This window comes from Dyadobacter ginsengisoli DSM 21015, from assembly GCF_059568735.1.
In genome coordinates, this window is record NZ_JCANTY010000009.1 from 155,899 (window position 1) to 171,283 (window position 15,385).

8 protein-coding genes are annotated in these 15,385 nt (G+C 49.3%); 4 read left to right on the top strand and 4 right to left on the bottom strand.

All coding sequences use genetic code 11. The features are described 5' to 3' along the window. Positions 1–33: 33 nt before the first annotated feature. Positions 34–1,494 (bottom strand): SusD/RagB family nutrient-binding outer membrane lipoprotein, encoded by a 1,461-nt coding sequence (locus BP71_RS29960; protein WP_496385294.1) that lies wholly within the window; start codon positions 1,492–1,494, stop codon positions 34–36. A gap of 27 nt (positions 1,495–1,521) precedes the next feature. Next, positions 1,522–4,659, bottom strand: a complete 3,138-nt coding sequence (locus BP71_RS29965; protein WP_496385296.1) for a SusC/RagA family TonB-linked outer membrane protein — start codon at positions 4,657–4,659, stop codon at positions 1,522–1,524. A 372-nt stretch (positions 4,660–5,031) separates the two neighbouring features. Between BP71_RS29965 and thrA the strand changes: the two genes are divergently transcribed. From thrA to BP71_RS29985, 4 genes are all read left to right on the top strand, one after another. Next, complete coding sequence (gene thrA, locus BP71_RS29970) at positions 5,032–7,488, top strand: bifunctional aspartate kinase/homoserine dehydrogenase I (RefSeq protein ID WP_496385297.1); 2,457 nt, start codon at positions 5,032–5,034, stop codon at positions 7,486–7,488. A gap of 16 nt (positions 7,489–7,504) precedes the next feature. Continuing rightward, positions 7,505–8,434 carry a homoserine kinase gene (locus tag BP71_RS29975; protein WP_496385298.1) on the top strand — a complete coding sequence of 310 codons (930 nt, stop codon included), beginning with the start codon at positions 7,505–7,507 and terminating at the stop codon, positions 8,432–8,434. Between the two features lie 83 nt (positions 8,435–8,517). Next, positions 8,518–8,844: a HesB/IscA family protein gene (locus BP71_RS29980; protein ID WP_234670279.1), complete on the top strand. Its 327-nt coding sequence runs from the start codon at positions 8,518–8,520 to the stop codon at positions 8,842–8,844. Between the two features lie 133 nt (positions 8,845–8,977). Next, on the top strand, positions 8,978–9,877 hold the full coding sequence (locus BP71_RS29985; RefSeq protein ID WP_496385299.1) for a nucleotidyltransferase family protein: 900 nt from the start codon (positions 8,978–8,980) through the stop codon (positions 9,875–9,877). 66 nt (positions 9,878–9,943) lie between these two features. Here the strand turns inward: BP71_RS29985 and BP71_RS29990 are convergent, their stop codons facing one another. Continuing rightward, the gene (locus tag BP71_RS29990; protein WP_496385300.1) at positions 9,944–10,633 is read right to left on the bottom strand and encodes a T9SS type A sorting domain-containing protein; all 690 of its coding nucleotides are present in this window, start codon (positions 10,631–10,633) and stop codon (positions 9,944–9,946) included. A 301-nt stretch (positions 10,634–10,934) separates the two neighbouring features. Next, a complete protein-coding gene (locus tag BP71_RS29995; RefSeq protein ID WP_496385301.1) occupies positions 10,935–15,026 on the bottom strand; it encodes an FG-GAP-like repeat-containing protein in 4,092 nt (1,363 codons plus the stop codon). Positions 15,027–15,385: the final 359 nt, after the last annotated feature.

A 15,385-nucleotide genomic window follows, 5' to 3' on the forward strand; every position in this document is an offset into this window, starting at 1 on the left:
CGTTTTTATTTGTCAGGGACTTGTGGGATGCGCTTATTTCGCAAACCAAAGCTTCATTTTCATGTCATTCTTGCCTCCCTGCGCCGTGAGAGCCGCTGAAAAGTTATCGTAGTTCAGCGATTCTTCAGAATTGGGATAGGGCAGCCGCGTCGGAATGACATTCTGGTTGGTGTTTAGTACCGGTGGTTTGAGGTCCGGAATGCCCGTTCTGCGGAATTCGGTCCAGGCTTCGAGCCCTTGTCCGTACAATGCCATCCATTTTTGTTCCATGATCTGCGTGTATCCGGCCGCACCGGCTTTCAGCGCATTAGCGGTGAGGTAATCAGGGCTCACAGTGAGTTTGTACTGCGCGTGCGAGGCCGCAATGGCGTCAGTGTAGTTTTTGGCAACATCTCCTGCGGCCGCTATGCCTTTGAAGGCAAATTCGGCTTTTAGAAACAATAGCTCGGCGTAGCTCATGATCACGCCCGGAGCCGTCGGACCGGTGAAGTAACTGCCCACTCTGGAAGTACTGTCCAGACCCAGCTTTCCCGCCTGCGATGACGACAGGCCATTAGGCACGCCCGTATATTCATCACGAAGCGCCGGCTTATTAGCATAAACAGGCAGTCGTACATCTTTCAATACCTTCATTTTGTCTACCAGTGTGGCGCTCACCCGGTGGTCATCGCGTGTTTTGCGGTTTACATTAACCGGATTCTGGTTGTTGGTCGCGTCCAGATAGTTCAGCTGAATGTTATCGGAAACAGAGCTGATGACCGGGTATTTGGTCGGGTCGTTCAGAATTCTGGTTACCTCCGATTTGACATCCACCGGTGCATCCGCCTTGTCTATCATCCGGCTAAGTATCCGCAGACTGAGTGAATTGGCAAATTTTTTCCATTTGGCCAGGTCGTTGTTGAAGAGGATATCCCCGGCGATAGCCATGCTTTTATCGGTGGTGTTAATAGATTCTCCGGCCGATTTCAGTTCAGCGAGTACACCTGCGTATACGTCCTTCTGCTTGTCGTATTTGGGCAGCAGGTTTCCCTCCAGCCCCTGCAACGCGTCTTTGTAGGGAATATCTCCGTAAATGTCCGTGAGCAGGGTAAACACCCATGAGCGCAGTATGATGGCCACAGCCTGGTAATTGACATTGCCCGTTTCGGTCCCTATTTTGTAAATGCGTTGATAATCGGCAAGTGATTCGACATAGAGGCCCTGCCATCCCGCGGTATAAACGTCGCTCGACACTGTATACTGATCAATGTCTGTGTACTGGATCCTAGCCCAATGCTGGGAAAAGCCGTCACCGATATCCATTCCCACCGAGCCGCCCCAGTAAATATCGACCGCGCTCTGTATCCCGTGCGGCAGAAAAAGATCGGCCGTTCCTGTTGCCGCGCTGTTGTTATTGGTGTTGATCGTGTCAAAATCTCCCGTGCACGCTGTCACGCACAGCAGCGAGACCGATAGGAAGCTTGTAAAACCGAGTGAAAAAAAGCTCTTTTTCATATGCTTGGTAAATCAGGAAAATGTCTGTTATAAATTGAAGCTGATGTTGAAGCCCATCGTCTTAGTGGTTGGGATCTGGCCGTTTTCAATGCCTTGCAGATTGCCGTCGTTGTAGTAACTCGTTTCCGGATCGATGTGCGGCAGGTTGCTTTTCAGCAATGCAAGGTTACGCCCTACAATGGAAATCGCGATGTCGCGGAACGGCAGCTTATTGAATACTTTTCCGGAGATCATGTACGTCAGTTTTACCTCCCGAAGCTTGATGTAGCTCGCGTCGAATATGGTATTCTCATTGTTGGTCAGCAGATAATATTTGTGATGGTATTCTTCGGACGAGATCCTTTTGTCGTTAGGCACATATTCCGGACTTGCAGCCGTTCCCTTGTTCACGACGCCCTGTCCGATCACACCGTCTTCACGTCCGAAAGTCGTTTCTTTCAAAACACCTGTGTATCGACCTACATTAATGGATTGAGAGAAGATATCCCCGCCTTGCTTCATGTCGATCAGCGTGCTGAGGGAGAATCCTTTGTAGGTAAATGTGTTCGAGATGCCGCCTATCCAGTCTGGCGTGAAACTGCCCAATACCCGGCTCACCGGATCCAGCATCGGATACCCCTGGCTGTCATAAACGATCTGTCCGTCCGGAGCACGCAGGAAGCCTTTGCCAAAGAATGTGCCATACGGTTGCCCCACGCGTGCTTCAACCGACAGGCCTCGGAAACTGTTGGTGGAAGTTGCCTGGGTTAGCGAGTTGTAGCTGGTGTTGAGCTGGTACGTGGTGAGGCCGCCGTCCAGAGATACTACCTTGTTGTTGTTTTTAGCCCAGTTTAAGCCGATATCCCAGGTGAATTTGTCCGTTTTTACCGGTGTTGCCGTGAGCTGGATCTCAACGCCCGAGTTTTTGATCTTACCTGCATTCAGCAGCTTGGAAACGAAGCCCGTCGCATTGGAAATGTTTACATCGAGGATCTGGTTTTTCGAAACCTTGTTGTAATAGGTAACGTCTATACCTACACGATTGTGCCATAGCCGGATATCTGTCCCGATTTCATAGGACGAGGTGATTTCCGGTTTCAAGTTGGCATTGAGCATGGCATTGTTCTCTGACAAGCTCGGAGTGCTTCCCCATGCATTTTCGTATTTGTAAGTGCTCACGAGGCGGTAAGGGTCTGTATCATTTCCCACCTGGGCGACGCCTGCGCGTATCTTGGCAAATGACAGGACCGGGGACTTGATATCAAACACATCCGTGATGATCGCGCTCACGGCCGCCGACGGGTAGAAGTAAGACCGGTTGTTGGCCGGCAATGTGCTCGACCAGTCGTTTCGGGCCGTCAGATCAACGAAAAGATAGTTTCTGAAACCAAGGTTTGCCGATGCATAAAGGCTGTTTACCGTTTTTTGGATATAGCTGTTTTCACCCACCAGTTTCTGACGGGAGTTTCCGAAGTTGTACACTCTTGGAATAGCCAGCTCGGTAGCACCCATGTAATTGCGCTGAGCGTAGTTGCTGCGGTGATTCCCTCCGATGTTGGCAGTAAGATCGAATTCACCAAACTTGTGGGTCGCATTGAGCAGGAAGTCCGAATTTGATTCCCGTACGAAGATCTGTTCTTCATTATAGGCGTCGAACAGCGCCGACGTTCCGATAATGGCCTGACGAGCTGCGGTTTTGGTTTTTCTCCGGTCCTCATAAAAGTCGGTACCGGTCCGGGCCGTCAGGGAAAGCCAGTCTGTGAACTTGTAGGTTGCCGAAAAATTGCCGTAAAGGCGGTCTTTTTCGTTGGCCCGGGTGCTTTCGTTCAGCAGGTAATAGGGGTTTGTCCAATAGTTGTCATTCCAGTTGTACTGGTAAATGCTGCCCGGCTTTTTGTAGGCTTTTAACTTATCCATATCCACCTGGCGTCCAAACCAGATGAAGTACAATCCGAAATTGTTACGGTTATCACTGCCATCCTTAATATAGTTACCAGTGGCGCGGATGCTCAGTTTTTTGGTGAGGTTCCAGCCCGCATTCAGCGATACCGTACGACGTTGATAATTGGTATTGGGTAAAATACCGGTTTGATCCAGGTTGGTGAATGCAAGACGGAAATCGGCTTTGTCGTTGGACCCGGTTACTGCCACATTGTTGGTGAAGGTTCTGCCGGTTTCGAAGAACTTGTCGACGTTATCGGGATGGGCGATCCAGGGAGTCGGCGTTCGGGTCCCGTCGGCAGCAATGGGCGAATCAAACTGGGCGATCAAACGGCCATCCAGTTTAGGGCCCCAGCTTTCGTCCACGCCGTCGCCTTTTCCGCCTCCTTTCCCATCCACGTATGTAAATGCCCCGGCTGCGCCCTGTCCATATTCATTTTGCCACTGAGGCAGCCGGAAAGGGCTTTCGAAGGCAGTATTGGAGTTGACCGAAACGCCTATTCCCTTGGTACCTTTGCCGCTTTTGGTTGTGATCAGTACAACCCCGTTTGCCCCGCGCGAGCCATAAAGTGCGGCGGCACTGGGCCCCTTCAGTACGTTAATCGACTCCACGTCGTCCGGATTGATCGAAGCGGCCGCATTGCCGTAATCGATACCTGTTCCGGAACCGAAGTTGCTGTTGTCGACAGGCACACCGTCCACTACGAACAACGGCTGGTTGTTGCTGCCGATGGAACTGGCACCCCGGATGATCATCCGCGAAGACGATCCCGGTGCACCGTTGGAGTTGGTCACCTGTACCCCGGCAAGGCGGCCGGAGAGTGAATTGACCAGATTGGTCTCGCGCGCCTGCGTGAGGGTTTTGCCGCTTACTTCCTGCACGGCATAGCCCAATGCCTTTTTCTCGCGGGCAATCCCCAGCGCCGTTACTACGATTTCGTTAAACTGTGTCGCGTCGCTTTCAAGCATGATGTCGAAAACCGTTTTGGCCCCGACAGGGATCTCTGTGGTTTTGTAACCGATGAAAGAAACGACCAGCGTTGCGTTGGCCGGCGTGCTGAGAGAGAACTCGCCATTGGCGTCTGTGGTGCTTCCACGACTGGTACCCTTGATGAGGATGCTGGCGCCCGGCAGGTTCCCGTCTGCGGATTGCACTTTGCCCTTGATGGTGAGATCTTGCGCGAAACCTGTTCCCGATAGGAACAGCAAGAGCAATAAGAAGCCTAATGTAAAGACTTTCTTCATAATGGATAGTAATGGAGTGAAACAGTTAGGTAACTAATCGAAAACAGAATAATATTCTATTTTTAATTAATTTCAAGAAATAAACCATTAGGTAAAAATGTTTTAATAAAATATTCGTCGATAAATATGATTTTATTTAAAATTTAATATTTTTAAAAAGGATGTTTATATGCGGCTGCTTAAATGATGGCGGACAGGCGGCTACGCAGGGGTGGCAGGGTGGCCGTCAGCGAGTTATCAAAATAGCTGGTGCCGACCGGTATTTAGGAGTGTTATTGAAAGTAAGCGGCGATTGAATTGCTATATTTGCATCCTGTTCAAAATGAGTGGCCTCGTGCTGCCCATTATCGCATATCTCGAATATAGCTTTAAATGAAGGTTCTTAAATTTGGCGGCACCTCTGTCGGATCGGTCGACAGCATCAAAACGGTTATCAGTATCCTCGAAGAAAATCTCTCCAAAGGTGAGCGCATCGCGGTGGTTTTTTCAGCAATGGGCGGTGTCACGAACAGGCTCATCGAGATTGGAAAAATGGCAGCAGCGGGTAATACAGACTATGTCGAATTTTTGAAGGGAGTCGAGGAAAGGCATTTTGCTGTGGTCAGGGGGCTTATTCCCGTCAAGAACCAAAGTAGCACTTTTGCGGCTGTCAGGGGCCTTTTCAATGAATTGGAAGATATTCTGAGAGGGGTTTCGTGGATCCGGGAACTTTCCGAAAGGACGCTTGACCTCGTTATGAGCTTTGGAGAAAGGTTGTCGACCATGGTGATTACGGAAATTCTCAAAAGCAAAGGCATCGCAGCCGAGTTCTGTGATGCACGGCAGGTGATCCGAACCAATGCCGTTTATGGAATGGGAGACGTCAATTTTGAAGTCACCAACCATCTTATACTGGAACATTTTGCAAAAAGCACGGCGTTGCAATGCATTACCGGCTTTGTCGCATCCACTGCGGAAGGAGTCACTACGACCCTCGGTCGCGGCGGTTCCGATTATACAGCCTCCATTGTGGGTGCTGCACTGGAAGCCGATTCCATTGAGATCTGGACGGACGTCGATGGAATGATGACCGCCGATCCGCGCAAGGTGGCAAACGCGTTCACGATCCCGTCTATTTCTTATGCCGAGGCGATGGAACTGTCGCACTTCGGCGCGAAGGTGATTTATCCGCCGAGTTTGCAACCTGCATTTGCCAGGAATATTACCCTGAAAGTTCTGAATACATTCAACACGGATTTTGAAGGGACATTTGTCCAAAAATCCGCGAACGGTAAGGAGTATGCCATCACGGGGATTTCCTCCATTGATGAAATCGCGCTGGTCAATATCCAGGGCAGCGGGATGATCGGTGTTGCCGGTATTTCCGGACGGTTATTCACAGCTCTTTCCAATAATAATATCAGCGTTATTCTGATCTCGCAGGCATCTTCCGAACACTCGATCTGTTTTTCGATCGATCCGAAGAATGCGCAACGGGCTATCGATGTGCTGGAAAAAGAATTCGCGATCGAAATCGGCCTGGACCATATCGACGGCATTTCGGTGGAGAAAAACCTCTCCATCGTCGCTATTGTAGGTGAAGGGATGAAAAAAAGTACCGGTGTTTCAGGTAAGCTGTTCTCTGCGCTTGGAAAGAACGGGATCAATGTGGTGGCCACCGCTCAGGGCTCTTCCGAGCTGAATATTTCGGTGGTTATTTCGAAAAGTGATTTGTCGAAAGCATTGAATGCGATCCACGGTGTGTTTTTCCAGTCGGAAACGAGGTCATTGAACCTGTTTATCGTCGGGGTAGGGCTGATCGGTGGTACGTTGATCGAGCAGATCCGCAACCAGACCCAGTACCTGCGTGAGGAGAAATTATTGAACCTGAATATTGCAGGCCTGTCCAATACCAAGAAAATGCTGCTCGATCCGGATGGCATCAAGCCGGAAAACTGGCGCGACCGGGTCATGGACGAGGGGGTGAAAACCAGTTTGCCTGCATTCGTGCAGCGGATGATCGAGCTCAACCTGCCGAACAGTGTTTTTGTGGATTGCACGTCGGACAAAGACATTGTGCAGTATTACCATATGCTGCTCGATGCCAGTATCAGTGTGGTAACGCCGAATAAAGTAGCCAACTCCGGCAGCTATTCGGAGTATATCGCATTGCAGCGCACCGCATTACAGCGGGGTGTCAAGTTTTTGTATGAAACCAATGTCGGAGCCGGACTGCCGATCATCAACACGATCCAGGGACTGATGGCCAGCGGCGATAAATTCCTGAAGATCGAGGCGATCCTTTCCGGAACGCTATCCTATATATTCAACAATTTCGGAGGCGATAACCGGTTTGTAGACATTGTGAAAGAAGCCAAGGCCAAGGGCTTCACCGAACCCGACCCGCGCGACGATCTGAGCGGGGCCGATGTTGGACGAAAAATATTGATCCTGTCACGCGAGGTAGGTGTTCCGTTGGAGCCCGAGGAGGTGAAAATCTCCCAGATTCTGCCTGGAAACTGCCTGAATGCGCCTACCGTGGATGCATTTTTTGGAGAGCTGGAAATTTCCAATGCCTACTTTGCCGATATGCAGGCCGCAGCCGAAGCCAAAGGGGAGAAATTACGATACATTGCTACTTTGGAGAACGGCAAGGCCACCATTGAGCTGAAAACCGTCGATGCATCGCATCCGTTTTACACGCTTTCGGGTAGTGATAACATCGTTTCCTTCACTACAGAACGTTACAAGGACCGCCCGCTCGTGATCAAAGGTCCGGGGGCGGGCGCGGAGGTGACTGCTTCGGGCGTCTTTGCGGATATCATGAGTATCAGTAGCTATTTGGGATAGAAAACAACCATTTACAGTGAATTCAGTAAAAGCTTTTGCGCCGGCGACAGTCGCTAATGTGTCGTGTGGGTTTGATATTTTCGGTTTTGCCATTCAGGAACCGGGGGATACGGTCGAATTAACCAAACGGGATGAACCGGGCATAGTCATTACGGAAATTACGGGTGACGATGGCAGGTTGCCGCGACAGGCAGAGAAAAACTCCGTGACCGTGGTGATGCTGGCTTTGCTGAAACATCTGGGTATCAAAGACCTTGGCTGCGAGGTGGTGCTACGTAAAAATATGCCGCTGGGAAGCGGAATGGGATCCAGCGCTGCGAGCGCGGTGGCCGGTGTGGTGGCTATGAATGAACTGCTGGGCAACCCGCTGACCCGCCGGGAATTACTGCCTTTCGCCATGGAAGGTGAGCGGATCGCCTCGGGTTCCGCCCATGCCGATAATGTAGGACCTTCGCTTCTTGGGGGCTTTGTGGTGATCCGGAGCTATAATCCGCTGGATATTTTCACGATTCCTGTGCCTGATGATCTGTATTGCACCCTCGTACACCCCGATATTGAAATCAATACTAAGGACGCACGATTCATCTTGCGCAATGAGGTTTCACTCAAAAATACGATTGCCCAAATGGGCAATGTGGCTGGATTGGTGGCCGGATTGATGAAGGCCGATTACGACCTGATCAGCCGTTCGATGGTGGACGTCATCATCGAGCCCGTGCGCTCAATCCTGATCCCGGAATTTAAAGAAGTAAAGCAGGCGGCTATCTCGAACGGAGCACTGGGGTGCAGCATTTCGGGCGCGGGGCCGTCGATGTTTGCATTGAGCAGGGGTATTGAGAATGCGAAAAATGCAGGGAAAGCCATGCAGGAACGTTTCGCTAACGCGGGTATCGACTCGGCGGTGCACGTGTCCGGTATTAATCAGGGCGGCGCTATGATTTTATAATGATTACGAGGTTTTCGACGATTCCGTGAACTTTCGGCATCAGCTAAAACGTTAAATTGGACAGGTAATAAAACATTAGAAAAATGGTTACGGTAAGCGATACAGCCAAAAACAAAATTGTAGAACTCCGCAAGGCTGACGGTTTTGAAGAAGATTACCAGATCCGCGTTGGCGTGCTTGGTGGCGGTTGCTCGGGCTTGACATACAACCTCGAATTCAACTCCGATTCGAAGCCTAACGATATGGTTTTTGAAGACAAGGGAGTGAAAATTATCGTAGACAAGAAAAGCCTGTTATACCTGGCCGGAACGACCCTCGATTTTTCCGACGGCCTGAACGGAAAAGGTTTTCAGTTCATCAATCCCAACGCTACCCGCACCTGCGGATGCGGGGAAAGCTTCGCGGTTTAATTAAATTATTAAAATATTTTATTTTGAAAAAACGCGCTCCGAAATCCGGAGCGCGTTTTTTTTATCGTTTTGAATGGGTTTATTTTGAACCGTCTTTTACACACCACATTAAGGAACGTTTAAATCCATTTGAATGAAACCAACTCTTTTGATTTTAGCTGCCGGTATCGGCAGCAGGTACGGAGGTATCAAGCAGCTCGACCAGTTCGGTCCCAACGGAGAAACCATCATCGATTATTCATTATACGACGCTATCCGCAGCGGTTTTGGAAAAGTAGTTTTTATAGTACGTCAGGAGATCAAGGATAGTGCAGAAGCGATTTTCGCGCCTAAACTCAACGGTAAGATCGATTTCGATTTCGCCATTCAGGGCGTACAATCTTATGTGCCCGAAGATCTGGGCGTTGTAGAACGCACCAAGCCCTGGGGCACGGGCCATGCGACCCTGTGTGCCTGGGAGCAGACCGACACGCCTTTCGCGGTGATTAATGCCGACGATTTCTACGGCCGCGATGCGTTTGAGACCATGGCGAAGTTTTTACAGAACGACACCAATGACAAACAGCACGCGATGATCGGGTACGAGCTGAAACGTACCCTCTCCGAAAACGGCACGGTATCGCGCGGCGTGTGCGTCGAAAGGCCTGACCATAACCTGGATTCCGTGGTGGAAAGGACCAAGATTTTTGAAGACAATGGCATTATTTACTTCGAGGAAGACGGTAATCGTACCGAACTGGCGGCGGACACGCCAGTTTCCATGAATTTCTGGGGTTTTAAGCCATCTATGTTTCCTATCACCAAGGATCTTTTCGAAAAATACGCACGGGAAAATATCAACACCCCAAAGGCGGAATTTTATATTCCTACCGTTATGACCCACATCATCAAAGGCGGTTTGGGTGACTGCCGCGTGTTCCGCATCGCCTCCGACTGGTTCGGGGTGACCTATCCGGAGGACAAGCCATCGGTGCAGGCGTCATTGAATGCACTACATGAGGCGGGGGTGTATCCTGAGAAGCTGTGGGATTAAATGGTTGAAGCCTTTTTTCAAAATAAAAGCCTCCTGACTTCGGGAGGCTTTTGTTTTGTTATCGAGCTATTCGATCAGTATTTTCCCTGTCGTTGTGGACCCATCAGGAAAACTCATCAAGACTGAATAGATGCCGGGCCTTAAACAAGATACATCAATGTCTTCGTCAATTTTCGGAGAATCCCGTTTCAATGCTTGTTTCCCTTCCACAGAGAAGAAAGATATTGTGGTGGGAGCAGCTGAATTGATCCTTATTGTTTTGGTGGCGGGATTGGGATATATCACTGATAAATTGTGTTCTGATTCTTCAAACCGAACCGATTGGATCGAACTGTATGCGTATGTCTGATCTTTGTCGATCATTTTAAGGCGATACGAATTTTGACCTTGCATTGGCTTCGGATCACTGAAATTGTATTTCTGTGGAACAATCGTATTTTCATTTGCTGCTACCTGGCCTATCGCTATCCATTTATTTAGGTTGTCCGCTTTTTGAACTTCAAAGTGATCGGAGTTCGTTTCGTCGGAGGTAGACCATCGTAGCTCTATCGTATTATCCAGAGCTGTTGCTTCAAAATTGACTAATTGCACTGGCAGAGCGGTTCCCCAATCACGAAAGATAAATGCTGCCCCTTCGGAATTTTGGCCAAAACTTTGTGAACCGATTATTAAATCTTTTATGCCGTCTCCATTGACATCGCCTGCACTTTTTACGGAAACTCCGAATTGGGAGAAGGATTGATTGCTCTCGTACATAAGACTAGTCGGTTTGAGGCCTTCGGGGTTCATATGGAAGATGATAGTTAAGGAATGGATAAATGGTTAATAAAACTGCCAGAAATGATGAGTGAAGTCCACTGCCGGATTAGGCCGTAATAATTAATTTCAGCACAACGGCGAAGCAGACGGTTTAAACTTCGCAAGAGTATTGCCCTGATATACAATCCATTGAGCAGCGAACTGGAACTGCTTAGTAGACGGTCGATTTTAAAAAAACCTGCCCATGAGGATAAGCTCGCTGGCAGGTTGTTTGAGTTGCAGATATACTTTATGCGCACTAATGGATAAGAATTTTCTTCGAAGTCTGCGATTCATCAACATGGCTGATGACTAAAATGTATGACCCGGGCGCCAATCCTTTCACATCAATCTTTGAAGTCTGGCTGTGGGACTCGATGACTGCTTTTCCAGCTAGGGTGAATATTTTCACGCTCTTTATCAGGTCGGGATGGCCATGCTGGATACGAATTTCGTCTGTCGCCGGGTTGGGAAACACGCTGATGCCAGCCTGCCATTTTTCAGTTACCGGACCGGTGACTTTCCGTTTGATGGTTTCGGCCATTGTTTCTTCGGGTACCGGCGCATTGTTATAGCCCGCAAGCTGTGCTTGCACGTACCGCCACGGGCCGTACATTTGGCCTGTTATGGCTAGCACAGGCGAGTAACGCACACGTACGCGGACTTTGGTGCTGATGCCGTTTTTGAGAAGAATATTTCCTAAGAAATGGCTGATGCCGGACATGGTTGTAAAGCTGGCAGAGGCTCCCGTAAACTGGGTGCTGGTCGTGATAGGATAAACGCCCACTTTCGAAAAAGGTGTTCCGGCGCTTCTCGTCTCCCAAACCAGCTTACCCTTATTCTTCCCGATGAGCGATTTTGAAAATAAACCTGCCACAAAATTGGGCTGGCTGAATTGATCGTGATTAATTGGCAGACCGGCTAAACCGGTGTTGAGCAGCCGCACATTGTTTCTGAGGCCTTTGCTGTTGTTGCCATAGAATACTGAGGCACTACCGACGTCGAGTGACAGACCGTTGTCGGCATGCGGTGTCCCAACTACGATATCACTGTAGCCATCGCCATTTACATCGCCCGCGCCGGAGACGGCATACCCTAGATTGGCGCCGTTTTTGCTTCCCGCAATACTAAATGAATGGGAAGTTTGGATACTACTTCGGGAACCGTGATAAACCAGAGCCTTGCCTTTGATCGTATTGGCATTTACTCCATCGAAATCACCGGCGCCTACAATAAGATCAGCGTACCCATCCCCGTTCACATCTCCTGCGTTTTTGACAGCGTATCCGAAGTGTTGGTTTGCAATATCTTGTTCGAGTATGGTTGGAGCAGGGCTAACTTCACTGACTCCATTAACAGTGCCGTAATAAATCGTGGCAATGCCCTCATCCAATTGACCTTTGTCATAGCTTGGAGCTCCAACGACTACGTCACTGTATCCATCTCCGTTGACGTCGCCTACACCAGAAACAGACGCCCCCATATTTGCGTCTGTTTGGTTGCTTTGGAGGATTTTGGGATTATTGGTAACAATACCCTGGGCAGAGCCATGAAATATATAGGCCGCACCTTCCATATTTTGACCAAAACTATAATAAGGTGCCCCGACTATAATGTCGCCATAGCCATCTCCATTGACATCTCCCGCAGATGAAACCGCAATGCCAAAGTGAACGAATGCGAGGTTTGACTCAATGGTAGCGGACTTGATGGGGCCATTCGCAGAGCCAAGATAGATAAAAACCGCACCCTCATAAGACTGCCCGACCATAACTGTATAGCCGTCGTCTCCGATGACGAAATCTGCATATCCATCACGATTGATATCGCCAGCGCCTGCTACCGCACCGCCAAAACTCGAATTTGCAATGTTATTGTCCAAAAGTAAATTCATTGCCGGATCTACACCTGAGCTTGACCCGTAGTAAACAAAAACGACTCCCTCATTTAGTTGGCCGTTATCATAATCGCTCGCTCCAACAATCACATCGTCATATCCATCACCATTGATATCCCCCGCCCCTGCGACTGACCCACCAAAATAACTACCGAACTGGTTCTTGCTTAAAATCACTTTATTGCCTGCACTGATCCCGGTGAGCGAACCATAATATATCAAAGCAATTCCCCCGGTGACGGCACCAAAATCGAATTCCGGCGCCCCAACGATCACATCATCATGACCGTCGCCATTTACGTCCCCCACGCTTGCAACTGAGTAGCCAATCAGTGCCCCGGTATCGCTGCCCGACAGTGTCACGGACCCATTAGTGCCAATCCCCTCAGCCCCGCCATGGTAAAGAAACACATGACCCTCATCATTTTCTCCATTATCGTAGGAGTAACTGCCCACCAGGACATCGCTGTATCCGTCGCCATTCACATCTCCGGCGCTGGCAACGGCTGTTCCAAACCCACCTTCTACTTGATTGCTTTCAACGATTGAAGCAGGAGTATCCGAGATGCCGGAACTTGCCCCATGATGGATGAAAACGGCCCCTTCGTTGTTTTGGCCATTGTCAAAGTATTGAGCGCCAAGCATAATGTCGGCGTAGCCATCACCGTTTACGTCTCCCGCGCAAGCTATGGATGTACCCAATTGGGCGTCGATCTGATCTCCCTCAAAGATTTTTAAAGGAACAACATTGATTCCCGCTTGTGACCCCAGATGTAAGTACACTCTTCCCTCATTCACGAGTTGGTTGTCATATAAATAGGCGCTCACAAGGATGTCGCTGTATCCGTCGCCATTCACATCACCCGCGGAGCTAACTTTGTGTCCCATGCGCGCGTCCAATTGATTGCTTTCCAACATCACCGGGGTATTGGAAAGCAGCCCGTTGGCGCTTCCCTTGTAAATAAACGCCGCACCTTCATCTTCCAGGCCGTTGTCATATAGCCTTGCGCCTACTATTACATCGCTGAATCCGTCGGCATTTATGTCGCCAGCGGATGCGACAGAGAACCCGAACATGGCGTCAGCCTGATCCATTTGAAGGTGTTGGACTGTCTTATAATTGACGGGAGCTCCATAAAACACCATAGCGGCCCCCTCATTAATCTGACCCTGGTCATATTGATGAGCCCCTATGACGACATCGCTGTATCCGTCCGCATCGATGTCGCTAGCAGTCGCAACTGATACTCCGAAGTTGTCGCCGGGATTACCCGAAAGAAAATCCTGTGGCGTCGAGTTTGCGGTTATTCCCTGCGCAGATCCAAAATATAACTTTGCTATACCATCGTCTTGCCCATTGATATTATAGAAAGGTATCCCCACCAGGACGTCACTATAACCATCGCCATTGAAATCCGCCGCGCTAGCAACCGAGTACCCCATTTGCGCACCGTCCTGGTTGCATTCCAACGTTTCCGACACAAGGCTTAATCCATTTGCAGTGCCCTTAAACACAAACGCCGCGCCTTCATCGTTTTGCCCTTTATCGTATAGAGGAGCACCGACAATGATGTCGCTGTAACCGTCACCGTTCACATCGCCAGCGCTGGACACTGCAAAGCCAAGCCACATGTTGCTTTGATTGATTTCAATGAACTTGTCAGCATTTTGGGGATTGCCGTTAGTAACAATAGGATCGATTGTGATGGGATAAGCCGCATCGGCAACATCTACCGTGATTGCTATGCGATCATTTACGTAAGCAAGCGTTGCATTCAGCGGTTGTTTGTTTGCATCCCAGCATTTGAGATCATTGTAAACGAGCTTGTTATCTATCTCCCCTTTTTCGTTTTCAGTGTAGAAATGGAGTTGGTTTGCAGCTTCGTTCCGAACTTTGAGCCCATTCGCTGCGAGCCGGACCTGCAACTGCTTTGTGCCTTCCGGCGCTTCATCAATGATAAAGTTCTGTCGAACGCCTTTTTCACTGTTGATAAATTCCTCCGTGAACGCATTGTGGCTTATCCGCACCTGGTTCTCATTGTGATTGGCCTTTGCGCCCGTTTCGGGAGTGTACAGCAGCTTCCCGTCGGCGAAAATGCCTTCGTTTTTCAGTTCCAATTTGAAACGGTTCCCTGTCGTGTCGACACGCGCCTGAACGGTGAACTTGCCCGGTTCGTAGTAAGCCCGCAGGTTGTGTTTTCGGTTGGGACTTTGTAGTAGCTTCTTCTTTTCGTCAAAAGAAATTTGGTACTCCTGTTTTTCCAGCATCGAGCGAATGTCGGATAATGTAGTCTCGGGGACTTCTGCTGGCAATGGCGAAGCTAAGGCTGCCGATGTTTGCTTTGCGTGTTGGCGCCCCGGTTTGTTGATGCTGCGTATGCTCAGAAAGAACGCAGAAAGTGCAGTTGTTAAAACCATTCCGATGCGCAGAATGGACATGTAACGATTCTTCATAGTGTTGAACCTTTAAGTTGAACAATGAATTATAGCAATTGCTGCTATTAAGCTTACACGTGGTTTAAATTTTCATGTAAACCGTTTAACTATCGGATAGTGGAATGATCAGAAGGGGAAATAGGGTGCTTTTCAACGCCTTTTTTGCTGGCAGACATCGCTAGCAGCCGATGATCAATTTCCGGGAACTACAAGCGGCGTTCGCCCGGGTAATCCGGATAACATAGCGAACGACAGGTAATTGTGCAACATCAATAATCCTGCTCTTAGAGCCATATTCTCCTACACTGCGCCGTCCTGATCAAGAATTTCTACCCGTCTGATGTCCTTCAAATGATCGCTTTTCAGTTGAATCGTCT